Source organism: Halobacterium bonnevillei (assembly GCF_009831555.1).
GTDB classification, from domain to species: Archaea; Halobacteriota; Halobacteria; order Halobacteriales; family Halobacteriaceae; genus Halobacterium; species Halobacterium bonnevillei.
Map to the genome: position 1 here is coordinate 1 of NZ_WUUU01000035.1, position 21,944 is coordinate 21,944.

The 21,944-nt window shown below is 66.2% G+C and carries 34 protein-coding genes, 1 tRNA gene and 1 pseudogene; 30 read left to right on the plus strand and 6 right to left on the minus strand.

Annotated features, from left to right (window positions below):
- The coding region (locus GRX66_RS06465) for a methenyltetrahydromethanopterin cyclohydrolase (protein WP_325063986.1) at window positions 1-222 on the minus strand (222 nt) is incomplete at its 3' end.
- Between the two features lie 244 nt (window positions 223-466).
- Between GRX66_RS06465 and GRX66_RS06470 the strand changes: the two genes are divergently transcribed.
- The 3 genes from GRX66_RS06470 to GRX66_RS06480 all read left to right on the plus strand — a co-directional run bounded on the left by GRX66_RS06470 (window position 467) and on the right by GRX66_RS06480 (window position 1,735).
- Window positions 467-1,084, plus strand: a complete 618-nt coding sequence (locus GRX66_RS06470) for a winged helix-turn-helix transcriptional regulator (protein WP_159525816.1) — start codon at window positions 467-469, stop codon at window positions 1,082-1,084.
- A gap of 74 nt (window positions 1,085-1,158) precedes the next feature.
- Window positions 1,159-1,455, plus strand: coding sequence for a DUF7344 domain-containing protein (locus tag GRX66_RS06475; protein WP_159525817.1), 297 nt, complete (start codon window positions 1,159-1,161; stop codon window positions 1,453-1,455).
- Entirely contained in the window at window positions 1,439-1,735 is a 297-nt protein-coding gene (locus GRX66_RS06480) for a HalOD1 output domain-containing protein (RefSeq protein WP_201292945.1), read from the plus strand. The genes GRX66_RS06475 and GRX66_RS06480 overlap by 17 nt, the downstream gene beginning before the upstream one ends.
- 172 nt (window positions 1,736-1,907) lie before the next feature.
- Here GRX66_RS06480 and GRX66_RS06485 read toward each other — a convergent pair whose 3' ends face one another.
- Both GRX66_RS06485 and GRX66_RS06490 read right to left on the minus strand, forming a co-directional pair.
- Window positions 1,908-2,222 carry an MTH1187 family thiamine-binding protein gene (locus GRX66_RS06485; RefSeq protein ID WP_159525818.1) on the minus strand — a complete coding sequence of 105 codons (315 nt, stop codon included), beginning with the start codon at window positions 2,220-2,222 and terminating at the stop codon, window positions 1,908-1,910.
- 57 nt (window positions 2,223-2,279) lie between these two features.
- The gene (locus GRX66_RS06490; RefSeq protein ID WP_159525819.1) at window positions 2,280-3,581 is read right to left on the minus strand and encodes an MFS transporter; all 1,302 of its coding nucleotides are present in this window, start codon (window positions 3,579-3,581) and stop codon (window positions 2,280-2,282) included.
- A 230-nt stretch (window positions 3,582-3,811) separates the two neighbouring features.
- Here GRX66_RS06490 and GRX66_RS06495 point away from each other — a divergent pair, with 230 nt between their 5' ends.
- A complete protein-coding gene (locus GRX66_RS06495) occupies window positions 3,812-3,991 on the plus strand; it encodes a hypothetical protein (RefSeq protein ID WP_159525820.1) in 180 nt (59 codons plus the stop codon).
- A 312-nt stretch (window positions 3,992-4,303) separates the two neighbouring features.
- Here the strand turns inward: GRX66_RS06495 and GRX66_RS06500 are convergent.
- Window positions 4,304-4,374: transfer RNA gene (locus GRX66_RS06500), tRNA-Gly, on the minus strand.
- A gap of 232 nt (window positions 4,375-4,606) precedes the next feature.
- On the opposite strand from GRX66_RS06500, the gene GRX66_RS06505 reads away from it, so the two are divergent.
- The 26 genes and pseudogenes from GRX66_RS06505 (at window position 4,607) to GRX66_RS06630 (ending at window position 20,598) form a co-directional block, all read left to right on the plus strand.
- Window positions 4,607-5,458 carry a putative RNA uridine N3 methyltransferase gene (locus GRX66_RS06505; RefSeq protein ID WP_159525821.1) on the plus strand — a complete coding sequence of 284 codons (852 nt, stop codon included), beginning with the start codon at window positions 4,607-4,609 and terminating at the stop codon, window positions 5,456-5,458.
- A gap of 4 nt (window positions 5,459-5,462) precedes the next feature.
- Window positions 5,463-6,470: a 50S ribosomal protein L3 gene (locus tag GRX66_RS06510; protein ID WP_159525822.1), complete on the plus strand. Its 1,008-nt coding sequence runs from the start codon at window positions 5,463-5,465 to the stop codon at window positions 6,468-6,470.
- A gap of 2 nt (window positions 6,471-6,472) precedes the next feature.
- Window positions 6,473-7,225: a 50S ribosomal protein L4 gene (rpl4p, locus tag GRX66_RS06515; RefSeq protein ID WP_159525823.1), complete on the plus strand. Its 753-nt coding sequence runs from the start codon at window positions 6,473-6,475 to the stop codon at window positions 7,223-7,225.
- Complete coding sequence (locus GRX66_RS06520; protein WP_159525824.1) at window positions 7,222-7,476, plus strand: 50S ribosomal protein L23; 255 nt, start codon at window positions 7,222-7,224, stop codon at window positions 7,474-7,476. The genes rpl4p and GRX66_RS06520 overlap by 4 nt, the downstream gene beginning before the upstream one ends.
- A gap of 2 nt (window positions 7,477-7,478) precedes the next feature.
- A complete protein-coding gene (locus tag GRX66_RS06525) occupies window positions 7,479-8,201 on the plus strand; it encodes a 50S ribosomal protein L2 (protein WP_159525825.1) in 723 nt (240 codons plus the stop codon).
- Between the two features lie 2 nt (window positions 8,202-8,203).
- On the plus strand, window positions 8,204-8,626 hold the full coding sequence (locus GRX66_RS06530; protein WP_159525826.1) for a 30S ribosomal protein S19: 423 nt from the start codon (window positions 8,204-8,206) through the stop codon (window positions 8,624-8,626).
- A 2-nt stretch (window positions 8,627-8,628) separates the two neighbouring features.
- Window positions 8,629-9,105, plus strand: coding sequence for a 50S ribosomal protein L22 (locus GRX66_RS06535; protein WP_159525827.1), 477 nt, complete (start codon window positions 8,629-8,631; stop codon window positions 9,103-9,105).
- Window positions 9,105-10,125: pseudogene (locus tag GRX66_RS06540) on the plus strand (30S ribosomal protein S3). The gene GRX66_RS06535 and the pseudogene GRX66_RS06540 overlap by 1 nt, the downstream one beginning before the upstream one ends.
- A complete protein-coding gene (rpmC, locus tag GRX66_RS06545; RefSeq protein ID WP_159525828.1) occupies window positions 10,125-10,352 on the plus strand; it encodes a 50S ribosomal protein L29 in 228 nt (75 codons plus the stop codon). The pseudogene GRX66_RS06540 and the gene rpmC overlap by 1 nt, the downstream one beginning before the upstream one ends.
- Window positions 10,352-10,747, plus strand: a complete 396-nt coding sequence (locus GRX66_RS06550) for a ribonuclease P protein component 1 (RefSeq protein WP_159525829.1) — start codon at window positions 10,352-10,354, stop codon at window positions 10,745-10,747. The genes rpmC and GRX66_RS06550 overlap by 1 nt, the downstream gene beginning before the upstream one ends.
- The gene (locus tag GRX66_RS06555; RefSeq protein WP_159525830.1) at window positions 10,738-11,067 is read left to right on the plus strand and encodes a 30S ribosomal protein S17; all 330 of its coding nucleotides are present in this window, start codon (window positions 10,738-10,740) and stop codon (window positions 11,065-11,067) included. Before GRX66_RS06550 ends, GRX66_RS06555 begins: the two co-directional genes overlap by 10 nt.
- On the plus strand, window positions 11,067-11,465 hold the full coding sequence (locus tag GRX66_RS06560) for a 50S ribosomal protein L14 (protein WP_159525831.1): 399 nt from the start codon (window positions 11,067-11,069) through the stop codon (window positions 11,463-11,465). Before GRX66_RS06555 ends, GRX66_RS06560 begins: the two co-directional genes overlap by 1 nt.
- A gap of 1 nt (window position 11,466) precedes the next feature.
- Window positions 11,467-11,823, plus strand: a complete 357-nt coding sequence (gene rplX, locus GRX66_RS06565) for a 50S ribosomal protein L24 (RefSeq protein WP_159525832.1) — start codon at window positions 11,467-11,469, stop codon at window positions 11,821-11,823.
- The gene (locus GRX66_RS06570; RefSeq protein WP_159525833.1) at window positions 11,820-12,539 is read left to right on the plus strand and encodes a 30S ribosomal protein S4e; all 720 of its coding nucleotides are present in this window, start codon (window positions 11,820-11,822) and stop codon (window positions 12,537-12,539) included. Before rplX ends, GRX66_RS06570 begins: the two co-directional genes overlap by 4 nt.
- A complete protein-coding gene (locus tag GRX66_RS06575) occupies window positions 12,536-13,060 on the plus strand; it encodes a 50S ribosomal protein L5 (RefSeq protein ID WP_159525834.1) in 525 nt (174 codons plus the stop codon). Before GRX66_RS06570 ends, GRX66_RS06575 begins: the two co-directional genes overlap by 4 nt.
- Window positions 13,057-13,212, plus strand: a complete 156-nt coding sequence (locus tag GRX66_RS06580) for a 30S ribosomal protein S14 (RefSeq protein WP_159525835.1) — start codon at window positions 13,057-13,059, stop codon at window positions 13,210-13,212. The genes GRX66_RS06575 and GRX66_RS06580 overlap by 4 nt, the downstream gene beginning before the upstream one ends.
- Window positions 13,213-13,214: 2 nt before the next feature.
- A complete protein-coding gene (locus GRX66_RS06585; RefSeq protein ID WP_159525836.1) occupies window positions 13,215-13,607 on the plus strand; it encodes a 30S ribosomal protein S8 in 393 nt (130 codons plus the stop codon).
- A 2-nt stretch (window positions 13,608-13,609) separates the two neighbouring features.
- A complete protein-coding gene (locus GRX66_RS06590; protein WP_159525837.1) occupies window positions 13,610-14,146 on the plus strand; it encodes a 50S ribosomal protein L6 in 537 nt (178 codons plus the stop codon).
- 3 nt (window positions 14,147-14,149) lie between these two features.
- A complete protein-coding gene (locus tag GRX66_RS06595; RefSeq protein WP_159525838.1) occupies window positions 14,150-14,869 on the plus strand; it encodes a 50S ribosomal protein L32e in 720 nt (239 codons plus the stop codon).
- Entirely contained in the window at window positions 14,866-15,315 is a 450-nt protein-coding gene (locus GRX66_RS06600) for a 50S ribosomal protein L19e (protein WP_159525839.1), read from the plus strand. The genes GRX66_RS06595 and GRX66_RS06600 overlap by 4 nt, the downstream gene beginning before the upstream one ends.
- Window positions 15,315-15,872 (plus strand): 50S ribosomal protein L18, encoded by a 558-nt coding sequence (locus GRX66_RS06605; protein WP_159525840.1) that lies wholly within the window; start codon window positions 15,315-15,317, stop codon window positions 15,870-15,872. The genes GRX66_RS06600 and GRX66_RS06605 overlap by 1 nt, the downstream gene beginning before the upstream one ends.
- Window positions 15,869-16,507, plus strand: a complete 639-nt coding sequence (locus tag GRX66_RS06610) for a 30S ribosomal protein S5 (protein ID WP_159525841.1) — start codon at window positions 15,869-15,871, stop codon at window positions 16,505-16,507. The genes GRX66_RS06605 and GRX66_RS06610 overlap by 4 nt, the downstream gene beginning before the upstream one ends.
- Window positions 16,507-16,971 carry a 50S ribosomal protein L30 gene (rpmD, locus tag GRX66_RS06615; RefSeq protein ID WP_159525842.1) on the plus strand — a complete coding sequence of 155 codons (465 nt, stop codon included), beginning with the start codon at window positions 16,507-16,509 and terminating at the stop codon, window positions 16,969-16,971. Before GRX66_RS06610 ends, rpmD begins: the two co-directional genes overlap by 1 nt.
- Window positions 16,972-16,973: 2 nt before the next feature.
- Window positions 16,974-17,435: an uL15m family ribosomal protein gene (locus GRX66_RS06620; protein ID WP_159525843.1), complete on the plus strand. Its 462-nt coding sequence runs from the start codon at window positions 16,974-16,976 to the stop codon at window positions 17,433-17,435.
- Window positions 17,436-17,438: 3 nt separating this feature from the next.
- Complete coding sequence (secY, locus tag GRX66_RS06625) at window positions 17,439-18,905, plus strand: preprotein translocase subunit SecY (RefSeq protein ID WP_159525844.1); 1,467 nt, start codon at window positions 17,439-17,441, stop codon at window positions 18,903-18,905.
- Window positions 18,906-19,080: 175 nt separating this feature from the next.
- A complete protein-coding gene (locus GRX66_RS06630; protein WP_159525845.1) occupies window positions 19,081-20,598 on the plus strand; it encodes a cellulase family glycosylhydrolase in 1,518 nt (505 codons plus the stop codon).
- Window positions 20,599-20,626: 28 nt separating this feature from the next.
- Here the strand turns inward: GRX66_RS06630 and GRX66_RS06635 are convergent, their stop codons facing one another.
- On the minus strand, window positions 20,627-21,457 hold the full coding sequence (locus tag GRX66_RS06635) for a helix-turn-helix transcriptional regulator (protein WP_159525846.1): 831 nt from the start codon (window positions 21,455-21,457) through the stop codon (window positions 20,627-20,629).
- 225 nt (window positions 21,458-21,682) lie between these two features.
- A partial coding sequence (locus GRX66_RS06640; protein ID WP_159525847.1) for a M48 family metallopeptidase occupies window positions 21,683-21,944 on the minus strand: 262 nt, incomplete at its 5' end.

The window sequence follows — 21,944 nt, forward strand, 5'->3', positions numbered from 1 at the left end:
ACGTCGCGCGGCGACGTCGTCCACGCGGGTCTGCACCGTCGCCAGGCCCGCGGTCTGGAGTTCCGCGAGCAGCAGGCCGGCCTCGAGTCCGCCGCGGTGCTCGACGCCGAAGTCGATGACCGTCGCGCCGTTGTCCAGCTCGAACGCGCCGATGTCGAGTTCCTCTGTGAACTCGAGGGCCTCGTCGGCGAGCTCCAGCGCCATCCGGTTGAGACTGTCCATGTCGGCGGATTCGGCGCCCCGACACAAGAGGTTTCTCAGTCGGTGGAACGGCGGCGGGACGAACCGGACCCCTGCGGGGGTGCGGGACGCCCGGTGTTCGGTGGGCCCGAGTGGAGTAAGGCGATTTGACCGGAACGCGCAGCGAAGTACGACGATTGTATCGCACACGGGGTGGCGTAGTGTGGTCCGACGGCTGTCAGGTAGCGAGTGGTTCAAGGGCCCGGGAGGCGGACAGCCTGTCGCCATGCGCCGCGAGCGACTCGCCGTGTGTCTCGCGCTCGTGCTCGCCCTGGCACTCGCCGCGACGCCGTCGATGCGGCCCGCGCCGACAGACCGCGACGACGGCCAGATGGCGGGCGTGGTGGCTGCACCAGCGAGTTCCACCGCCAGCAGTCCGGCAGCGAACGCGCCCCGTGGACGGGACGGCTTCGAGAGCGACGCACGCGCGGCGCTCTACGACGTCGTGGAAGCCGCACCGGGCATCCACTTCGCTCGAGCGGCCGCGCGAGCGAACGTGGAAACGTCGACCGCCCGGTACCACGTGCGCGTCCTCGAACGCGACGGATTCGTGGAGAGCGAACACCGACTGGGCAAGAAGCGGCTCTACCCAGTGTCCACGAACGAGGACCACCGTGCGGTCCACGCGGCCGTGGCAGACCCCACGACTGCCGAAGTGTTGCACGCGGTCGAGCAGACGGAGCCCGCGACGGTGAACGCTGTCGCCGAGGCGCTCGACCGGTCGGAGAGCACCGTCTCCGAGCACCTCTCGCGGCTCGCCGACGCGGACGTGCTCGACCGCGAACGCGACGGGAACGCCGTGGTGGCGCGCCTCGACGTCGCCGTGCGCGAACGGCTGCGTTGACCGCGCCACCGACGCCGACACCCTTTCGGGAAATCCGCCAGAAACCCCTTTTTCCCGCTCGCCATGACGTCGGTATGGGAGTGAATCCTGACGACCTGCTCGCAGTGTTGGCGAACCCCGAACGTCGCGTCCTGCTCGACGAACTCGACGACGGCCCGTCTACCATCTCGCAACTCGGCTCCGCGCTGGCTGACGCCAGAGACGCGCACACCGAGACGGAGGCCGTGAGCATGGTCCACCACGTCCACGTTCCGAAACTCGAACAGACCGGCATCGTGGACGTGAACGGCGACGTCGTGGTTCCGGTACTCGACACCGAGGACGTCGGCCACCAGCGGGAGGCTTCTCCTGACAATGCTCGGCATGCATGACACGTCCCTGGACGGGCTGGATTTCGTCGAACGCCGCAACGGGTCCGCGATCTTCGACTGGCGGGTGACGGACGGGCCGAGCGCGGGCGTCGCGATACCGACGGCGGTCGCCACCGTCCTCGACACCGACGCGGTGTCCCTGCCGCCGCTCGCCCGGACCATCGACCCCGAACAGTTGCACACGCTTCTCGTCGAAGGCGCTGACGTCCGCATCACGTTCTCCTACCAGGGATGCGAGGTGGTGGTCGACGCGGTGGGACGCCTCCGCGTCGTCGAGTGACGGCGAGAGACGACAGCCGGACTCGAAGCGCGCCTCGACAACGCGGCTAGAATCAGCCAGCAGACGGCCACGGCGCCGCAGATCTCGGCCCGCTGTCCGGACTGGCGCTGATTGCAGATTGGGGGCCGAGCGGGAGCGGGTCGGTCCGCCCGACAGGGATCGACGCTGCTCCTCACTCGAAGCCCGACCGAGCCTCCCGGCCGAGTTCCCGTTCGACGGCGTCGACTTTCTCGCTGGCGGGTTCGTCGCTGGCGCGCTTGTCGTCGACTTTCAGGAACGTGCTCACCCGGTCGGCGTCCACGGCCTTGTGGGCTGCGGCGACGGCGTCCAGTAGCGTGTCGATGTCATCTGCCTCCACGACCGTTCCCATCGGGTTCGTCTCGTACGTGACGTCAAAGTCGTCGAGTGCGGCGACGGCGTCCGCGACGTCGGCGGCCATGCTGTCCTCGGTGACGGGCGCGACGCTCAGGAGCGCGATGACGGTCATGGGGAACTGTTGCCCGGCGTCGCACTTGGCTCCGTCGCCGGTCGCGAGGCTACGGAGTCAGTCCTCGGCGGCGGACTCCGCGGGCGACGGCGAGGACCCGCCGGAGCGCTCGTAGTCCGCGCTGATCGGCGCGCGGAACACCCACAGGAGCGCCGACCCCACGAGGAAGATGGCGCCGAGGATGGCGACGGCCTTGATGCTCGTGTACATCCCCGCGAGGATGCCGCTCCCGACGCGGAACGGAATGCCGGCGACCTGCCGGAGCATGTTCACCGACGACAGCAGCGTCGCGCGGCCGACGGACTGCACCTGGTCGTTGATGTAGTGGTTCTGGATGGGGCCGGTGAGCGCGCCGCCGCCCTTCATCACGAAGAACATCGGGAACGCCAGAATCGGCCAGAACCCGGCGAACACGTACGACAGCGCGATGAAGCCCGGGATGAGCAGCATCGCCTTCCGGACGCCGAGGAAGTCCTCGAGGTTGCTCGCGTAGTCGCTCGCGACCGCGCCGATGAGCGTGAACGCCGAGTACAGCAGGCCGAGGATGACGCCCTCGGTCAGCCCCCACGACTCGAGGGTCGGACCGAACGACGCCGCCAGGGACTCCTGGGCGATCGGCTGGATCCACATGTCCATCGTGAAGATGGCGCCCGCGATGAGCGCGATGTAGACGACGAACCACCGGAGGCTCGGCGCGCGCAGCTGGTCCCGGATGACGGGGAGCGCGTCCACGATGGTGAGCTGTTCGTCGTCCTCGTCCTCGTCGAGTTCCTCGGCGCTCACGTTCTCGTCGTACATCCGGTTCTTCGGGAGGCGGAGCACGAACACGAGGCTGAGCGCGGCGGCGGCGACGCCCGCGTAGAACGGGTAGAAGTGGTTGACGGAGTACAGCAGGCCGCCGATCGGGATGGTGACGACCTGCACCCAGCGGGAGAGCGCGCGCGAGCGCCCGGAGACGTACGTGAAGTCGTCCTCCATTTCGTGCTCTTTGAGGGTGTCGTAGAGCCACGCGCTGCCGCTGCCTGAGAGGAACGTGCCGCCGAACGACAGCATCACGAACGTGAACGTGAACCCGACGAAGTCGGTGGCGACGAGGTAGCTGGCGTTCGAGACGAGCATCAGGAACCCCCCGACTGCGAGGCTGTTCCGACGACCGATGCGGTCGCCGACGTAGCCAGTCGGGATCTCGCCACCCACCACGACGATGGACTGGATGGTCGCGATGAGACCGATCTGGGGGAGGCTGAGGCCGTTGAACAGCAGGAACAGCGTATAGACGGGGTAGTGGAAGTTCGGTCGAGCGGTCGCCCGGTAGAGGTAGTATCGCCGGATGACCGCGGACTTCGACAGGCGGCTCATTGGGGACAGTACACTATTAACCTAATCAGACATATAACCATCGAGACTGTGGTTACCAACCACACACGAACTGCGCTACTCCGCCCAGTAACCCAGTAATCGGCGTTTCCACGACGACCCCCGACGCCCGTCCAGTGAAGAGAATTAAAGTATAGAAAGTGATACGTAGGTATCGCAACGCGTGCAACGCGGTACCACCGTTAAAGTGCTCGGACCATCCATTGACACGTATGCCAGGACGTTCAGGCCGCTTCACGTGGATTGCCGTGCTCGTCGCCGCCGTCGCCCTCATCGGCTACACTGTCTTCGGCTGGCGGTTCAGCGACGGCACCAGCAACCCCATCGCGTTCGGCATCGCGCTCGTCGCCGTCGGCGTTGCCGTTGTAGCTACGCTCCGAGAACGCGCCTGACGCGCCACAATCTTCTGCGTCGTTCGTCCCCACGCTACTGTTTGGAGTGCGCTGGCGGGGGTCCCGCGAGCTGTGCGAGCGCGACGTCGCCAGACTCGTAGAGTCTGGCGGGAATTTGAACGAGCCAAGACGTTCCGGGCCTGCGTCCTCGCTTCGCTCACGGCTTCGCAGTTCGCTCATTCCGAGGCGCTTCGCGCCTCGCAGCGCTCGGCCATTCCGGGGCTGCGACTCGCAGGTTCCAAATCCCAACGCACACACCTGCGACGACGCGAGAGACACGGAGGTCTCTCGTAATCGTTGTTGCAGTAGAAGTGCGCTGGCGGGGATTTGAACCCCGGTTGTGACCATGGCAAGGTCACGTGATACCACTACACTACCAGCGCGCTTGCCTTCGTTCGCATTCGAAACAACGGCAGGGTTGTATATAAATCCGTTCTTTGCAGACGAGAATGCGAGCCAGCCCCACCCCTCGAGAGTGATAACCTCTCGCACGCTAATCGGGCGATAGATACGGGTGAAACGGCCTCACACGGCCGCAATCGAAACGCCATCCTTTTAGGTAAGGCGTCGGTATCTATCCTACAGTCTCGTGACGAGACACGGACGCGACACGGCATGACACTCAGCGTACTCGTGCCGTCGTCTATCGTCCGGGAAGCCGAGGACAAACGCGAGGCAACTCGCAAACTCGGTTACGTCGCCCGCGCGGCGGCGGTCTTCCGGGCACAGCGCCTCACCGTCTTCCCGGACGAAGACGGCGAACGGCGCTGGGGCGGCGGGTTCGTCGAAACGGTGTTGCGGTACGCCGCGACGCCACCATACCTCCGAAAGGAGGCCTTCGACACGCGCGACGAACTGGAGTACGCCGGTGTCCTGCCGCCGCTCCGTCTCTCGTCATGGACCGGCTCAGACTCGAGCGGGTCTGGGTCGTTACGACAGGGAATCGTGACCCAGGTCGGATCTGAAGGGCGCGTACGGGTCAATTGCGGAATGCAACACCCAATCTCGCTCCAGACACCTCCCGGGATGGAGGTCGAGGAGGGAGAGCGCGTGACCATCAGGGTCTCTTCGCGACGACCGGTCCGTGCGAAGCTGGTCGACGAACCCCTTCCGGGGTTCTCGGTCGAACGCACGGCCCTCGGTGACGCTCTCGACCGGCCCGACGCGGGCGTTCGCATCGCCACCTCCCGCCACGGGACGCCGCTTTCAGCGGCTTCCCTCGGGGGGTACGTCGAACGCGCCGCCCGGGGCGGACTGACCGTCGCCTTCGGTGCCCCCGAACGTGGGCTTCCGCCGATGCTCGGACTCACCGAAGACGAGGTCAGCGAGGCAGTCGCCGACCCCGACGCCGACGCACCCGCGCGATTCGACGCCTGGCTCAACACCATCCCTCAGCAGGGTAGCGAGGTCGTGCGAACCGAAGAAGCGATGTTCGCCGCACTCGGCTGCCTGACGCTCACGGAGTGATACGATGCCACAGCCAAACCGACCACGAAAAGGCTCGATGGGGTTCAGTCCCCGCAAGCGCGCGGACAGCGAGACGCCTCGCTTTAACTCGTGGCCCGCAGACGACGGTCAAGTCGGCCTGCAGGGCTTTGCCGGCTACAAGGCCGGAATGACTCACGTCGTCCTCGTCGACGACAAGGCGAACGCGCCGACGGAAGGCATGGAGACGACCGTGCCCGTGACCGTCGTCGAAACGCCGCCCATGCGGGCGGCGGCCGTCCGCCTCTACGAGGACACGCCGTACGGCAAGAAGCCGCTCACGGAAGTCTGGGCCGACGACACCCACGAGGAACTCGACCGCGCACTCTCCGTCCCCGAGGACGGAGGAGATACAGACGCACTGACCGAAGCGCTCGAATCCGAGGACATCGCCGACGTCCGTGTCATCACGCACACGGTCCCCGGCGACCTCACGAGCGTCCCGAAGAAGCAGCCCGACGTCATGGAGACGCGGGTCGGCGGCGGCTCCCTCGAGGACCGCGTCGACTTCGCCGCGGAACTCATCGACGACGGCGGCGAACACGAGTTCGGCGACGTCTTCCGGGCCGGCGAATTCACTGACGTCGCCGGCGTGACGAAGGGCAAAGGGACGCAGGGCCCCGTCAAGCGCTGGGGCGTGCAGAAGCGGAAGGGCAAGCACGCTCGCCAGGGCTGGCGGCGCCGCATCGGTAACCTCGGCCCGTGGAACCCGAGCCGCGTTCGCTCGACGGTTCCCCAGCTGGGCCAGACGGGCTACCATCAGCGCACCGAACTCAACAAGCGCCTCATCGACTTCGGTGAGGGCGACGACGTGAACGCGGTCGGCGGCTTCCCGAACTACGGCGAAGTCGACGGCCCGTACACGCTCGTGAAGGGGTCGGTGCCCGGTCCCGAGCAGCGCCTCGTGCGGTTCCGCCCGGCCGTCCGGCCGAGCGAATCGCCGCGCCTCGATCCCGAGGTGCGCTACGTGAGCACCGCATCTAACCAAGGCTAACTATGCAGGCAACTGTACGAGACCTGAACGGCGACGACGCAGGCACGCTGGACCTGCCGGACGTGTTCACGGAACCCGTCCGCGCAGACCTCATCAAGCGTGCAGTCCTCGCCGCGCAGGCAAACCGAACACAGGAGTACGGCTCCGACGAGTACGCGGGCCTGCGCACCTCCGCTGAGTCCCACGGTAGCGGACGCGGCATGGCTCACGTCCCGAAGACGGAAGGCCGTGGCGCGCGCGTCCCGCAGACCGTCGGCGGTCGGAAAGCGCACCCGCCGAAAGCCGAGAAAGACCACGGCCTCGACGTCAACGACAAGGAGCGGAAGGCCGCCGTCCGGAGCGCCATCGCGGCGACCACGGACAGCGACCGGGTCGCGGAGCGCGGCCACGAGTTCGACGACGACGTCGAACTCCCGCTCGTCGTCAGCGACGACTTCGAGGACCTCGTGAAGACCCAGGCCGTCGTGGAGTTCCTGGACGCGGTCGGCGTCCACGCTGACGTCGAGCGCGCAGACGACGGTCGGAACGTGCGAGCAGGCCAGGGGACGCTCCGCGGACGCAAGTACCAGGAGCCGTCCTCGATCCTGTTCGTGACGTCCAGCGACACCGGGCCGTCGAAGGCGGCGCGGAACCTCGCTGGCGTCGACGTCGCGACCGGCCGCGAAGTGAACGCCGAAGACCTCGCGCCCGGCACGGAGCCGGGTCGCTTGACGGTCTGGACGGAGAGCGCCGTCGAGGAGGTGGCCGACCGATGAGCGGTATCATCGACTACCCGCTGGTCACAGAGAAGGCGATGGACGAGATGGACTTCCAGAACAAGCTCCAGTTCATCGTCGACGTCGACGCCGCGAAGCCCGAGATTCGGGACGCCGTCGAGGAACAGTACGACGTCACCGTCACCGACGTGAACACGCAGGTGACCCCGGAGGCCCAGAAGAAGGCGACCGTGAAACTCTCCGAGGATGACGACGCGCAGGACGTCGCATCCCGCATCGGGGTGTTCTGACAATGGGACGCAGAATTCAAGGGCAGCGACGTGGTCGCGGGACGCCGACGTTCCGCGCGCCGTCGCACCGATACAACGCCGAACTGTCGCACCGAAAGACCGAGGACACCGACGTGCTCTCGGGCGAGGTCGTCGACATCGAACACGACCCCGCGCGCAGCGCGCCGGTCGCGAACGTCCAGTTCGAGGACGGCGACCAGCGCCTCGTGCTCGCCAGCGAGGGTGTCGCCGTCGGCGACACCCTCGAAGTCGGCATCTCCGCCGAAATCGAGGAGGGCAACACGCTCCCGCTCTCCGAGATCCCGGAGGGCGTGCCGGTCTGTAACGTCGAGAGTCAGCCGGGCGACGGTGGGAAGTTCGCACGCGCGAGCGGGGTCAACGCCGACCTCGTCACGCACGAGCGAGACGCCGCCGTCGTGCAGCTGCCGAGCGGCGAAGTGAAGCGCCTGTCCCCGGACTGCCGGGCCACCATCGGCGTCGTCGCCGGTGGCGGTCGCACGGACAAGCCGTTCGTGAAGGCCGGGAACAAGCACCACAAGATGAAGACCCGCGGCGGGAAGTGGCCGATCGTCCGTGGTGTCGCGATGAACGCCGTCGACCACCCGTTCGGTGGCGGCGGCCGCCAGCACCCCGGTCGTCCGAAGAGCGTCTCCCGCAACGCGTCGCCCGGCCGGAAGGTCGGCGACATCGCCTCCAAGCGCACCGGCCGTGGAGGGAACAAGTAACAATGAGTACCGAATTCCGAACCGGTCGCGAGGGTGAGTTCACCTACCGCGGCCACGACCTCGACGAGCTGCAGGACATGAGCCTGGAGGAAGTCGCGGAACTGCTCCCCGCTCGCCAGCGGCGAACCATCACCCGTGGGCTGTCCGACGAACACCTGAAGGTGCTCGAGGAAGCCCGCGAATCGACGTCCGAGGAGACGGCAAACGACCCGATCCGGACGCACCTGCGCGACATGCCGGTGCTGCCGGAGTTCGTCGGGCTGACGTTCGCGGTGTACACCGGACAGGAGTTCGAACGCGTCGAGATCGAGCCCGAGATGCTCGGGCACTACCTCGGCGAGTTCCAGCTGACCCGGACGTCGGTCGAACACGGGCAGGCGGGCATCGGCGCGACCCGTTCCTCGAAGTTCGTGCCGCTCAAATAACCATGGGAATCAGCTACAGCGTGGACACCGACCCCGAGACCACCGCGAGAGCGATGCTCCGGGAGCGGTCCATCAGCCTGAAGCACAGCAAAGCCATCGCCCGACAGATCAAGGGCATGACGGTCGCCGAGGCGCGAGCGTACCTCGACGCCGTCATCAACGAGGAGCGGTCGGTGCCGTTCAAGCAGCACAACAGCGGCGTCGGCCACCGGAACGACATCGAGGGCTGGGACGCCGGACGGTACCCGGAGAAGGCCTCGAAGGACTTCCTGAAACTCCTCGACAACGTGGCGAACAACGCCGACCAGCAGGGCTTCGACGCCGAAGCGATGGTCATCAGCCACGTCGCCCCGCACAAGGTCGACGAGAGCGTCGGCCGGAAGCCCCGCGCGATGGGGAAAGCCGACCCCTGGAACACGACGCTCTGCGACGTCGAACTCGTCGTCAGCGAGCCCGACGCCGAGGAGGTGAGCGCGTAATGGCCGACGAGATGCAGTTCATCGAGCAGGGCCTCCAGCGCTCCCAGATCGACGAGTTCTTCGCCGACGAGCTGGCTCGCGCCGGCTACGGCGGCATGGAGCTCGCACCGACGCCGATGGGCATGCAGATCGTCCTCAAGGCCGAGAAGCCCGGGATGGTCATCGGCAAGGGCGGGAAGAACATCCGGAAGATCACGACGCAGCTCGAGGAGCGCTTCGACATCGAGGACCCGCAGATCGACGTGCAGGAGGTCGACGAACCCGACCTGAACGCACAGATCGTCGCGGACCGCCTCGCGAACGCGCTCGAGCGCGGCTGGTACTTCCGGAAGGCCGGACACACGACCATCGACCGCATCATGGAAGCCGGCGCACTCGGCGCCGAGATCGTCCTGAGCGGGAAGGTCACCGGCAACCGCGGCCGCGTCGAGAAGTTCAACCGCGGCTACATCAAGCACAACGGCGAACCGGCGGAGGAGATCGTCGACCACGGCAAGGGTGTCGCCGTGATGAAGCTCGGCACCATCGGCGTGAGCGTGAAGATCATCCCGCCGAACGCGAAGCTCCCCGACGACTTCGAGATCCACGAGGGCGCGGACATCGAGGACCTCGTCGTCGACGAGGAGGAAGCCGGCGAGGAGCTCGAGGAGCTCCTCGAGGGCGAAGGCGAAGGCGCCGAAGGCGCCGCCCCCGAGGGCGAGCCGGCAGCGAGGACGCCGCCGAGCGGCCGAGGAGGCCGTCGAGGAGATCGTCGAAGCGGAAGTCGAGGCCGAAGAAGGCGCCTCGTCGACCTCGCCGCCGGACGCCCCCGAGGCGGACGTCGAGGAGGACCTCGACGAGCTCGCCGCGGACGTCGAGGCGGAAGCCGAGGACGTCGAGCCCGAGGACTTCGACGAACTGGAGTCCGAGGCCGAGGAGACCGCCGAGGAACTCCTCGAGGAGATGGAAGCGACGGACGAATCCGAGGAGGAAGCCGAGTCTACCGAGGACGAGGACGACGCCGAGGAGGGTGAGGAATAATGGCGATTCTGCACCCCGAAGAGATCCGGGACATGACCCCGGCAGAGCGCGACGCAGAACTCGAAGAGATCGAGACGGAGCTGCTGAACGCGAAGGCAGTGAAGGCGGCCGGTGGGGCTCCGGAGAACCCGGGCCGCATCAGCGAACTGGGTCGCACCGTCGCTCGAATCAAGACGATTCAGCGAGAGGAAGGCGACCTCGACGAAGCGGAGACTGAGAGCGACTAATGACAGTGACGCCCGAGACGCTGCCGCGACACGAACTCGTCGGCCTGCACGTGCGGGTCGTCGAGTCGACGGACCCGTCTCGAGTCGGTATCGAGGGCGAGGTCGTCCGCGAGACGATGCGGACGCTCGTGCTGGACACCGGCCGAGGCGGCTCCGACAGCGACAGTGACGTCTCGGGCGTCAAGCAGATTCCGAAGCGAGGAACGACATTCGAGTTCCGACTCACAGATGAAGCTGCGGTGTCCGCGAAGGACACCGGGACCGCGTCCCAACCTGCAGGTGGCGAGAGCCAAACCACTGGCGAGGGCGTGGCCTACGTTACGGTGGATGGGGTCGCGTTGCTCTCACGACCCGCTACTCGCTCCGAGAACGGAGTTGATTCGAAATGGCGATAGGACTGAACGTAACAGAACCGGAAGGCACGTGCTCTCACGAGGACTGTCCGTTCCACGGAGAACTCTCCGTGCGCGGCCAGGTTCTCGAAGGTGAAGTGGCTTCTACCGACATGGACAAAACCATCGTCGTCGAGCGCGAATACGACGTATTCGTGCCGAAGTACGACCGCTACATGAAACGGCGGTCCCGAGTGCCGGCGCACGCGCCGGAGTGCTTCGACATCGACGTCGGCGACATGGTTCGCATCGCAGAAACCCGACCGCTCTCGAAGACGAAATCCCACGTGGTCGTCGAAGTCACCGACGGAGGTGACGCCTGATGGAAGCCATCAAGGCAGACGTCACGCAGGGTCTCGAGAAGGGCTCGCTCATCACGTGCGCCGACAACACTGGCGCCCGCGAGCTCAAGATCACGAGCGTAAAGGGCTATCAAGGAACGAAGAACCGCCACCCGAAAGCCGGGCTGGGCGACACCGTCACCGTCTCGGTGACGAAGGGCACGCCGGAGATGCGCCGCCAGGTACTGGAGGCCGTCGTCGTGCGTCAGCGAAAGCCCATTCGCCGCCCGGACGGCACGCGCGTGAAGTTCGAGGACAACGCCGCGGTCATCATCGACGACCTGGGCGAGCCTCGCGGGACCGAGATCAAGGGCCCGATTTCGCGCGAAGTGGCGGAACGGTACGGTACCATCGCGAGTACCGCGACGATGATTGTATAACATGAGCGAACAACCACGCAAACAGCGAAACAGCTCGGCCAACGCGTCGCTGCACGAGCGACAGGACCAGGTTCGCTCGACGCTGTCGGACGACCTCCGCGAGGAGTACGACCAGCGTCACGTCCGCGTGAACGTCGGCGACACTGTCGAAGTGATGCGCGGCGACGACGCGGGCGAGGAAGGCGAAGTCGTCGACGTGGACCTGCGGTCGGAGACGGTCCGCGTCGAGGACGTCGTCGTGGAGAAGGCTGACGGCGAGGAGCTACCGAAGCCCCTCGACGCCAGCAACCTCCGCGTCACTGACCTGAACCTCGAAGACGACGTGCGCACCGAGCGACTCGAGGGTGACAACGAATGACGAACCACCAGAAGCGACTCTCGGTACCGAAGTCCTGGCCTGTCGAGCGGAAGACGGAGACGTTCACCGCGAAGGCCGGTGCTGGGCCGCACGGCGAGAGCGGGGTTCCGCTCGTCGTCGTGCTCCGGGACGTCCTGGGGTACGTCGACGACTCCAGCGAAGCACAGTACGCCATCAACACTGACGGCGTGCTCGTGAACGGTGACTCGGTCGGCGACGTCAACCGCCCCATCGGGATGTTCGACATCCTGGCGTTCCCCGAGCGCGACGAACACTACCGCGTGTTCCCCGACGAAGGCGGCCGCCTCGGCCTCACGCCGATCGCGGCAGCCGACGCGGACAGCAAACTCAGCAAAGTAACGGACAAGACGACTGTCTCGGGCGGACGCGTCCAGCTGAACTTCCACGACGGCGGCAACATCGTCGTCGAGGACGACGTCTACAGCGGGAACGACTCCGTCGTCATCGACAACGAGACCAGCGACGTCGTCGCCCACTTCGAATACGAGGAGGGCGCGCTCGTCACGGCCGTCGCCGGCCAGCACGCCGGCGACATCGGCCGTATCGAGGAGATCGACGTCCAGCCTGGCAGCGCACAGAACACGGTTCACGTCGACACAGCCGACGGCGGCTTCGAGACGGTCGAAGAGTACGTCGTCGTCATCGACGAGAACTTCGTCGCCGAAGACACCGAACTCCCGGGTGATGCCGAATGAGTGAGGCTGAAGCCGACTTCCACGAGATGCGCGAGCCGCGCATCGAGAAGGTCGTCGTCCACATGGGCGTCGGCCAGGGTGGGGTCGACCTCCAGAACGCGGAGGACATCCTCCACGAGATCACCGGGCAGGACACGGTGCGGACGACCGCCAAGCGGACCGAACCCGAGTTCGGCATCCGCGAGGGCGACCCGATCGGCGCGAAGGTCACGCTGCGGGGTGAGGACGCGTTCGAGTTCCTCGAGCGCGCGCTCCCGGCGACGAACCTCAGCCAGCAGCAGTTCGACGACACCGGGAACGTGAGCTTCGGGATTCAGGAGCACACGGACTTCCCGAGCCAGGAGTACGACCCGAACATCGGGATTTACGGGCTGGACGTCACGGTCAACCTCGTGCGTCCGGGCTACCGCGTCGCGAAGCGCGACAAGGCGTCCCGTCAGATCCCGTCGAACCACCGACTCGACCCCGAGGACGCGGTTGCGTTCCTCGAATCTAACTTCGACGTGGAGGTCAACGAATGAGCGAGACGGAAGAAGTCGAACGGACAGGCCAGACACACGAGTGCCGGCGCTGCGGCCGCAAGCAGGGCCTCGTCGGCAAGTACGACATCTGGCTGTGTCGACAGTGCTTCCGCGAGATTGCCCGTTCGATGGGCTTCAAGAAGTACAGCTAACAATGACTGCGAACGACCCCCTGTCCGACGCGCTTTCCGGCCTCGACAACGCCGAGAGCGTCGGGCATCTGGAACACACAGTAGAGCCCGCCTCGAACATGGTCGGCTCCGTCCTCGAGGTCTTCTACGACCGCGGGTACATCGACGGCTTCGAGTTCGTCGACGACGGCAAGGCCGGCAAGTTCGAGATCGAACTGAAAGGTGCCATCAACGAGTGTGGCCCCGTGAACCCGCGGTATTCCGTGGGTGCCGACGGCTACGAGAAGTGGGAGAAACGCTACCTCCCCGCTCGAGACTACGGCTCGCTCGTCGTCACGACGAGTCACGGCATCATGAGCCACTACGAGGCCCGCGAGGCGGGCATCGGTGGCCAAGTGATAGCGTACGTATACTAACAATGGCACGAGTGGAAATCGAAATTCCGGACGAAGTGACGGCGGAGGTCGACCACCTCGACCTCACCGTCGAAGGGCCCGAAGGGTCCGTCACGCGACGGCTCTGGTATCCCGACATCAGCGTCTCCACCGAGGACGACGTCGTTGTCGTCGAGAGCGACGCCGACGACGCGAAGACGCTCTCGACGGTCGGTACGTTCGAGAGCCACGTGGAGAACATGGTCCACGGCGTCACCGAGGGCTGGGAGTACCGACTCCAGGTCCACTACTCTCACTTCCCGATGCAGGTGGAAGTCGAGGGCGACGAGGTCGTCATCCAGAACTTCCTCGGGGAGAAGGCCCCGCGACGCACGCCCATCCGCGGCGACACCGAAGTCGCCGTCGACGGCGAGGAAGTGACTCTCAACGGCCCGAGTATCGAGGACGTCGGCCAGACGGCGGCCGACATCGAACAGCTCACGCGCGTCACCGACAAGGACACGCGCGTGTTCCAGGACGGCGTGTACATCGTCGAGAAACCCGCGAAAGGAGGTGCCTGATAGATGGCAGACGAAGAATCTGACACGCCGGAGGAACTGGTAGACATCTCGGGCGTCGGCCCGTCGAAGGCCGAGGCGCTCGAAGCAGCCGGCTACGAGACCGTCGAGGACGTCCAGGCAGCGAGCCAGGGCGAACTCGCGGAGATCGACGGCGTCGGCAACGCGCTCGCAGCGCGCATCAAAGCCGACGTCGGCGGCCTCGAGGTCGAAGCGGAGACCGAGGCCGAAGTCGAGGAAGCCGAGCCCGAGGAGGCGGAAGCCGAGGAGGAAGTGGAGACGGAGCTCCGTCCCCGCGGCCTCACGGAGAAGACGCCGGACCTCAGCGACGAGGAACAGCGGCTCCTGAACGAGCGGCGCCGCGTCGGCAAGCCGCAGTTCAACCGCCAGGACTACCACAAGAAGAAGCGGACGCCGTCGTCGTGGCGGCGCCCCCGCGGCCAGCTCTCGAAGCAGCGCCGCGGCGTCAAGGGGAAAGGCGACACAGTCGAGGCTGGGTTCCGGACGCCGGAGGCCATCCGCGGCAAACACCCCAGCGGTTTCGAGGAAGTCCGCGTGCACAACACGGACGACCTCGACGGCATCGACCCGGACACGGAAGCCGCCCGCATCGCCTCGAAGGTTGGCGCACGCAAGCGCGAACGCATCGAGGAGCAGGCCGAAGAAGCGGGCATCCGCGTTCTGAACCCGACCTACGTCGAAGTCGAAGTGGAGGGTGACGAATGAGCGACCTGACAGCACAGCGACGGCTCGCCGCCGACGTCCTCGACGTCGGGAAGGGACGCGTCTGGTTCGACCCCGACGCCCAGTCCGAGATCGCGGACGCGATCACGCGAGAAGACATCCGCGAGCTCGTCGACGAGGGCACGATTCAGGCAGAGACGAAGCAAGGAAACTCGCGCGGTCGCGCACGAGAGCGCGACGCGAAGCGGTCCTACGGCCACCAGAAGGGCGCCGGCTCCCGAAAGGGCACGGCTGGCGCTCGCGAGAACGAGAAGGAAGCCTACATGGGACGCATCCGCGCGCAGCGACGCACGCTGAAGGAGCTCCGGGACGAGGGCGAGCTGACGCCCAGCCAGTACCGCGAGCTCTACAACAAAGCCAACGGTGGCGAGTTCGACAGCGTCCGTCGCTTGAAGAAGTACATCGCGGAAAACTACGGTGAAAACTAATGGCGACAGGACCACGCTACAACGTGCCGATGCGACGGCGCCGCGAGGTCCGGACCGACTACCACCAGAGGTTGCGCCTCCTGAAGTCAGGGAAACCTCGGCTCGTTGCTCGGAAGAGCAACAAGCACGTCACGGCGCAGCTGGTCGTTACGGGCCCGAACGGTGACGAAACGATTGCGAGCGCGCACTCCAGCGACCTCGAGGAGTACGGCTGGGACGCCCCCACGGGCAACCTCCCGGCCGCGTACCTGACGGGACTGCTGGCCGGAACGCGCGGGAAGAACGCGGACGCGGACGAGGCCGTCCTCGACATCGGCCTGAACTCCGCGACCCCGGGTTCGAAAGTGTTCGCGATCCAGGAGGGCGCCATCGACGCCGGCCTGGACGTTCCCCACAACGACTCCGTGCTCGCGGAGTGGTCGCGGACGCGCGGCGAACACATCGCCGAGTACGCAGAATCGCTCGACGACCCGCTGTACAGCGGGGAGTTCGACGCTACGGAGCTTCCCGAACACTTCGACGAGGTACGGGAGGCCATCTTGGAGGACAACGAATGAGCTACAACGAAACCTGGGAACCGAAGACGCGCCTGGGTCGCCTCGTCAAGGACGGCGAAATCGAGGACATGAACGCGGCGCTGAACAGCGGGCTGCCGCTGAAGGAGCCGGAGATCGTCGATAACCTCCTTCCGGGGCTCGACGACGAAGTGCTGGACATCAACATGGTCCAGCGCATGACCGACTCCGGTCGCCGCGTGAAGTTCCGCTGCGTTGTCGTCATCGGTAACCGCGACGGCTACGTCGGCTACGCCGAAGGTCGCGACGACCAGGTCGGCGGCGCCATCCAGAAGGCGATCGAGGTCGCGAAACTGAACATCATCGACGTCTCCCGCGGCTGTGGGTCCTGGGAGTGCGGCTGTGGGCGACCCCACACCGTCGCGCTCAAGACCACCGGCCAGGCCGGGAGCGTCGAAGTCGAACTGATCCCCGCGCCGCGCGGCCTCGGCCTCGCGGGCGGCGAGACGGTCCGCCACGTGCTGGAACTGGCGGGCATCGAGGACGCGTGGACGCGTTCCTCGGGGAAGACCCGGACGACCGTGAACTTCGCGAAGGCGACGTTCAACGCGCTCCGGAAGACCGCGGAAGCCCGCGTCCCCCAGCACGCCCACGAACAGCGTGAGGTGATCGAGTGATGCTGGCGGTCGTGAAGATCCGCGGCGAAGTCAACATCAGCGCGGACGTCGAGGACACGTTCGAGATGCTGAACATCCACAGCGTCAACCACTGCGCGCTCGTCCCCGAAACCGAAACATACGAGGGGATGGTCGCGAAGGTCAACGACTACGTTGCGTTCGGCGAGCCGAGCCGGGGCGTGCTCGCGAGCCTCCTCGAGGCCCGCGGCGAACCGGAGACGGGTTCGGCGGACGTCGACGACAAGTGGGTCGCCGAGAACACCGACTACGACGACGTCGACGACCTGGCGGGCGCGCTCCTCGACGAGGAGACGACCCTCCGGAAGGCCGGGCTCGCGCCCGCCCTTCGGCTGCATCCGCCGCGTGGCGGCCACGACGGCATCAAGCAGCCGGTCAGCGACGGCGGCGAACTCGGCAACCACAGCACAGAGGAGATCGACGATCTCCTCACCGACATGCGCTAACCATGACCAGCAAGAAACGACGACAACGCGGCTCCCGCACGCACGGCGGCGGTACGCACAAGAACCGCCGCGGCGCCGGCAATCGAGGCGGGCGCGGACGCGCGGGCCGCAAGAAACACGAACAACACAACTACGAGGACGTCGGCAAGAGCGGATTCAAGCGCCCGGAGAAGACCGAGCGCGACGTCCGCGAGGTGTCCGTCCAGAAGCTCGACGAGGACATCGCGTTGCTCGCCGAGGACGGCGTCGCCGAGGAGACGGAGTACGGCTACCGCGTCGACGCGCGGGACGTCACCGAGGACGGCTGGGAGGCCGACGTCGTGAAAGTGCTCGGTGGCGGACAGGTGTACGAACAGCTCGAAGTGACGGCGGACGCGTTCTCCGCGGGCGCCGTCGAACTCATCGAGAGCGAGGGCGGCGACGCCGTCGTCTCCGAGCGCGCAACCGAGGACAGCGAGGAGTAACCCATGGGATGGAAGGAGGCTGCCGCACCGGTCCTCACGCGGATGCCCGCAGTCCAGCGGCCGGAGGGTCACGTGCCGTTCCGCCGGAAGATGTACTGGACACTCGGCGTGCTCGTCCTGTACTTCTTCCTGACGAACGTCACCCTCTGGGGGCTGGACACTGGCGGAAGTAGCGACCTCTTCGGGCAGTTCCGGAGTCTACTCGCCGGCGGTCAGGGGACGGTGCTGCAACTCGGCATCGGCCCCATCGTCACGGGTAGCATCGTGCTCCAGCTGCTCGGCGGCGCGAACCTGCTCGGACTGGACACGAACGACCCCCGTGACCAGGCCATCTACCAGGGCCTCCAGAAGGTCCTGGTCATCGCGATGGTGTTCCTGACGGGCATCCCGATGGTGTTCTTCGGGAACTTCCTTCGCCCGAGCCCCGAGCTCGCCGCGAGCCTGGGCGGGTCGTTCAGCGTGCAAGTCCTACTGTTCGCCCAGATCGCGGCAGGAGGCATCCTCCTGTTGTTCATGGACGAAGTCATCTCGAAGTGGGGTGTGGGCTCCGGTATCGGCCTGTTCATCGTGGCCGGCGTGAGCCAGCGCCTCGTGGGCGGGTTCCTGTTCTGGGAGGGGCAGTTCCCCGAGCAGGGCCTCATTCCGAACTGGATCGACCTCGCGCTCGGGAACGTCGGGAACATCCCGCCGATCCTCTCCGTGGACGGGCTGTCGTTCCTGCTGATACAGGGCGGCATCCTCGGCCTCATCACGACGTTCATCATCTACGTGACAGTCGTGTACGCGGAGAGTGTGCGCGTGGAGATCCCACTGAGCCACGCCCGCGTGAAGGGCGCGCGTGGTCGCTTCCCCGTGAAGCTCATCTACGCGAGCGTCCTGCCGATGATTCTCGTTCGGGCGCTCCAGGCGAACATCCAGTTCCTGGGGCAGATTCTGAACTCGATGACGTCGATGCCCGCGTGGCTCGGCGTCTACTCGGACGGGAGCGCGGTCGGCGGGCTGTTCTACTACCTGGCGCCGATCTACAACCGCCAGGCGTGGATGTGGTGGCTCGGTGGGACGTCCGCCGAACCGTGGCAGATCGGCATCCGCATCGCGGTCGACCTCACGTTCATGATCGTCGGCGGCGCCGTCTTCGCCATCTTCTGGGTGGAGACGACGGACATGGGTCCGGAAGCCACCGCGAAACAGATCCAGAACTCGGGGATGCAGATTCCCGGGTTCCGGAAGAACCTCGGGGTCATCGAGAAGGTACTGGAGCGGTACATCCCGCAGGTCACCGTGCTCGGTGGCGCCCTGGTCGGACTGCTCGCCGTGCTCGCGAACATGCTCGGCACCGTCGGGAACGTCACGGGGACCGGCCTCCTGCTGACGATATCCATCACCTACAAGCTCTACGAGGAGATCGCCGAAGAGCAGATGATGGAGATGCACCCGATGATGCGGGAGATGTTCGGCGGCGGCGACTGACGGTCGGCGACGTCTCTCACGCTGCAGTATTTTTTCGCGCCCAGGACGCGACCAGCCGGCGGTATCGAGTCCGTGACCCGCCCGCCGTGTGCAGCGTGCGTTCCGAGGCTGACGTGCACGGGGTGCACAGTGCGCGTCCAGTACGTTGATACAGATACGCCGGAATCCGGGAGGCATGACTGGCAAGCAACTGTCCCGCCGCCGGCTGCTCGCGGCGGTGGGGCTGGCGGGGGCGCTGTCCGGGTGTGCGGAACTGACCGGCGACAGTTCCCGACCCGGCGACAGCACGTCAGCTACGCGGACGGAGACCGATGAGTCGACGCCGAATCCGACGACTGCGGACGCACAGGAGGGCGGCGAGTTGACCGGCGACTACAGGATTCACAACTTCGTCGAGCGTGATTCGACGGACCTCGTGTTGAACGGCGACGTGTTCCGGTACAACGGTCTCTCGAGCCTACTCACGATGACGATAGACCCGCTGCGTGAGCAGTGGGTCGACCAGGTGATGGACGTTGCGAGAGCGTCAGACGTGAACGTAATCCGGTGTTGGGGATTCCCGCCGACGTTCGATCCGGCCGCTGGATCGGTTCACGCGGCTCCAGGCGAGTTCGACGAGGAGTGGTTCGGAGTGTTCGACTACACCGTCGCGCGGGCGAAGGAAGCCGGCGTTCGACTTGTCGTCCCGCTCCTGCAGGGGGTTCACGTTGACGCCTCGAACGAGCGCCGGAACTACGCGCCGAGCCCCGCCACCTACGGCGAGTGGTCGGATACGGCCGACTACACCCAGTACACGAAGGACTTCATCGAGGACGACCAGGCAAACGAGTACTTCAAGGAATACATCGAGCACCTGTTGACGCGGGAGAACCAGTACACGGGCGTCGAGTACCGCGACGAGCCGACGATTCTGGTCTGGGAGTGCGCGAACGAACTGGAGTTCCACCACCCCGACCGAGTGGGGGACTCGCTGGACTTCTGGTACCAGGACATTGGGTCGTTCGTCACGTCCCTCGGCGCACAGCAACTGGTCGGCACCGGGATGCACGGGGCGACGGGTGACGTCTACGAGCCGTGGACGGTTCGGTGCGACTTCGTCCAGGACCACCGCGCGGACGCCATCGACGTCTGTTCGTTCCACCACTACCCTGTCAGTGGCAGGCCGGAGACCAGCGTTCGCGTTCGGTCACCGGAGTTGACTCGGCGGTACATGGAGCACAAGGTAGCGTTGGCGTACGAGGAAGTTGGGAAACCGGTCTACTGCGGGGAGTACGGTGTGCCGTATCTGAGCGAGTCCATCGGCGAAGTCCTGGTGAGTCGACTCGAGACCGCCGAGGAAGCCAGCGACGTCGAATCCAACGCAGAGTACCCGATGGCGTACCCCGACCAGCACGACGACGGCGTCCTGGTGACGCGCCGCGAACACCTCGACTGGGAGTCCTACGGGCTGAAGAAGCGCAACGACTACTTCCGGTACGCGACCGAGGTCGCGGCCGACACCGGCCTGGAGGGCGTGCACTGGTGGCGATTGATTCCCGCCAGAATTCCCGAGGAGGTCGGCGAGGACGAGCTGCCGGACTACCGGATGGAAGAACTCGGGTCGGCGATACTCCAAGACGATCAGGAGACGTTCGACGTGGTTCAGGCGTACGCCGAGCGAAACGCCCAGAACACGACTGACCGGTCAGCGTGAGCGGGGCCGCACGGCAAGCGGCGAGCAGTCAGAACTCGGCGAGGGGTTTGCGGCGGGCGGACTCGCGGTAGTCCTCGTAGACGGCCTCACCCCACTCGCGGACGTGCTCGTCGGTGGTCTCCAGGAGCGCTCGCGGGAGGCCGTCGTCGTCCGCGAGGCCGATCTGGGTGACATCGTCGTCCGCAAGGCCGAGGTAGAACGGCAGGTCGTCTGGCGTGACGTAGATGGGTGACCGGCCGGTCTCGACCGCTCGCCGCATCAGGTCCGCGAACCGTTCTGACTCCATCGTGGCTTCCACCGACTGAGTGACGACCGACTCCGCCTCCAGGCCGCGGTCGGTGACCTGATCGGCGAGCGTCTCCGTCGATTCCAGTTCGATAGCTGGCAGCAGGACGCGCAAACGGTCCGCGGTGTACAGGATTTCCGTCTGCGTTCTGGCGGGCGCGTAGGGGTCGGCGTCTGTGGGCGTCGTCACCTCGACGTCGCGTGCGTGCTGGACGTCGGGTGCGTCCACGTCGGCCGGAAACCACCGGAGGAATTCGGCGAGTTCGTCGACCGTGCGCATCGCCTCCAGCAGCCCGGTAAACTCATCGGCGACGACGTCGCCGACCGGGGTGAGCCGGTACTCGCCGTTCTCGGACGCGACCCAGTCTTCGTCGGCCAGCGACTGCAGCGCCCGCGAGACGGTCGTCCGGGAGGCGTCCAGTTCACTTCGGAGTTCGCGCTGGGTGGCCGCCTCCTCCGCGAGGTGCTTGAGGACGTCCACGCGGGAGTGGGCGCGTGCGAGGAAGCGGACCTGGTCGAGGGGGGTAGCGTCGTCTCCCGGCATCTGTGATACGATACGGAGGAAGCCCAGCATCACCAAATATGTTGTGCATGGTGTGCACAGTGTACGCCAGATAGTATTACGTCGGTCTGCGATTTCAGAGATACTCCGGACGCGGTCGGACAAGGTCGACGGCCGTCGTCCGCTGCGTCCGGTACGGGGGAAGGGTGCCTGAGGGGGTGGCGAACCGCCGCCCAACTCGGTCGCCCTCGCGGTGGAGCGCCGGCACGCGTGGCTGTTCACCAGCCAGCCACACTCTCACTCGACTTCGATGCGATGCCGATCAGGGGGTTGGTTCTCGCGGAGTCGCTCGATGCGTTCGTCGAAGGCCGGATGCGTGGACAGCCAGCGGTGGGCGTCCCGGTCGGACTCGCGGCGGTAGAGGACACCGAGCAGGCCACCGGGTTCCTGAGCGCGCTGGAGTTTCCGGAGCGCGGACGCGAGTTTCCCGGGGCTGCCGGTCACCTCGACGGCGCGGTCGTCGGCCGCGAACTCGCGCTGCCGGGAGTGCGCGCGGACG

Coding starts and splice junctions, on each gene's coding strand:
- GRX66_RS06470 (WP_159525816.1), top strand. CDS start 467: ATGCGCCGCGAGCGACTCGCCGTGTGTCTCGCGCTCGTGCTCGCCCTG.
- GRX66_RS06475 (WP_159525817.1), top strand. CDS start 1,159: ATGGGAGTGAATCCTGACGACCTGCTCGCAGTGTTGGCGAACCCCGAA.
- GRX66_RS06480 (WP_201292945.1), top strand. CDS start 1,439: ATGCTCGGCATGCATGACACGTCCCTGGACGGGCTGGATTTCGTCGAA.
- GRX66_RS06485 (WP_159525818.1), bottom strand. CDS start 2,222: ATGACCGTCATCGCGCTCCTGAGCGTCGCGCCCGTCACCGAGGACAGC.
- GRX66_RS06490 (WP_159525819.1), bottom strand. CDS start 3,581: ATGAGCCGCCTGTCGAAGTCCGCGGTCATCCGGCGATACTACCTCTAC.
- GRX66_RS06495 (WP_159525820.1), top strand. CDS start 3,812: ATGCCAGGACGTTCAGGCCGCTTCACGTGGATTGCCGTGCTCGTCGCC.
- GRX66_RS06505 (WP_159525821.1), top strand. CDS start 4,607: ATGACACTCAGCGTACTCGTGCCGTCGTCTATCGTCCGGGAAGCCGAG.
- GRX66_RS06510 (WP_159525822.1), top strand. CDS start 5,463: ATGCCACAGCCAAACCGACCACGAAAAGGCTCGATGGGGTTCAGTCCC.
- rpl4p (WP_159525823.1), top strand. CDS start 6,473: ATGCAGGCAACTGTACGAGACCTGAACGGCGACGACGCAGGCACGCTG.
- GRX66_RS06520 (WP_159525824.1), top strand. CDS start 7,222: ATGAGCGGTATCATCGACTACCCGCTGGTCACAGAGAAGGCGATGGAC.
- GRX66_RS06525 (WP_159525825.1), top strand. CDS start 7,479: ATGGGACGCAGAATTCAAGGGCAGCGACGTGGTCGCGGGACGCCGACG.
- GRX66_RS06530 (WP_159525826.1), top strand. CDS start 8,204: ATGAGTACCGAATTCCGAACCGGTCGCGAGGGTGAGTTCACCTACCGC.
- GRX66_RS06535 (WP_159525827.1), top strand. CDS start 8,629: ATGGGAATCAGCTACAGCGTGGACACCGACCCCGAGACCACCGCGAGA.
- rpmC (WP_159525828.1), top strand. CDS start 10,125: ATGGCGATTCTGCACCCCGAAGAGATCCGGGACATGACCCCGGCAGAG.
- GRX66_RS06550 (WP_159525829.1), top strand. CDS start 10,352: ATGACAGTGACGCCCGAGACGCTGCCGCGACACGAACTCGTCGGCCTG.
- GRX66_RS06555 (WP_159525830.1), top strand. CDS start 10,738: ATGGCGATAGGACTGAACGTAACAGAACCGGAAGGCACGTGCTCTCAC.
- GRX66_RS06560 (WP_159525831.1), top strand. CDS start 11,067: ATGGAAGCCATCAAGGCAGACGTCACGCAGGGTCTCGAGAAGGGCTCG.
- rplX (WP_159525832.1), top strand. CDS start 11,467: ATGAGCGAACAACCACGCAAACAGCGAAACAGCTCGGCCAACGCGTCG.
- GRX66_RS06570 (WP_159525833.1), top strand. CDS start 11,820: ATGACGAACCACCAGAAGCGACTCTCGGTACCGAAGTCCTGGCCTGTC.
- GRX66_RS06575 (WP_159525834.1), top strand. CDS start 12,536: ATGAGTGAGGCTGAAGCCGACTTCCACGAGATGCGCGAGCCGCGCATC.
- GRX66_RS06580 (WP_159525835.1), top strand. CDS start 13,057: ATGAGCGAGACGGAAGAAGTCGAACGGACAGGCCAGACACACGAGTGC.
- GRX66_RS06585 (WP_159525836.1), top strand. CDS start 13,215: ATGACTGCGAACGACCCCCTGTCCGACGCGCTTTCCGGCCTCGACAAC.
- GRX66_RS06590 (WP_159525837.1), top strand. CDS start 13,610: ATGGCACGAGTGGAAATCGAAATTCCGGACGAAGTGACGGCGGAGGTC.
- GRX66_RS06595 (WP_159525838.1), top strand. CDS start 14,150: ATGGCAGACGAAGAATCTGACACGCCGGAGGAACTGGTAGACATCTCG.
- GRX66_RS06600 (WP_159525839.1), top strand. CDS start 14,866: ATGAGCGACCTGACAGCACAGCGACGGCTCGCCGCCGACGTCCTCGAC.
- GRX66_RS06605 (WP_159525840.1), top strand. CDS start 15,315: ATGGCGACAGGACCACGCTACAACGTGCCGATGCGACGGCGCCGCGAG.
- GRX66_RS06610 (WP_159525841.1), top strand. CDS start 15,869: ATGAGCTACAACGAAACCTGGGAACCGAAGACGCGCCTGGGTCGCCTC.
- rpmD (WP_159525842.1), top strand. CDS start 16,507: ATGCTGGCGGTCGTGAAGATCCGCGGCGAAGTCAACATCAGCGCGGAC.
- GRX66_RS06620 (WP_159525843.1), top strand. CDS start 16,974: ATGACCAGCAAGAAACGACGACAACGCGGCTCCCGCACGCACGGCGGC.
- secY (WP_159525844.1), top strand. CDS start 17,439: ATGGGATGGAAGGAGGCTGCCGCACCGGTCCTCACGCGGATGCCCGCA.
- GRX66_RS06630 (WP_159525845.1), top strand. CDS start 19,081: ATGACTGGCAAGCAACTGTCCCGCCGCCGGCTGCTCGCGGCGGTGGGG.
- GRX66_RS06635 (WP_159525846.1), bottom strand. CDS start 21,457: ATGCTGGGCTTCCTCCGTATCGTATCACAGATGCCGGGAGACGACGCT.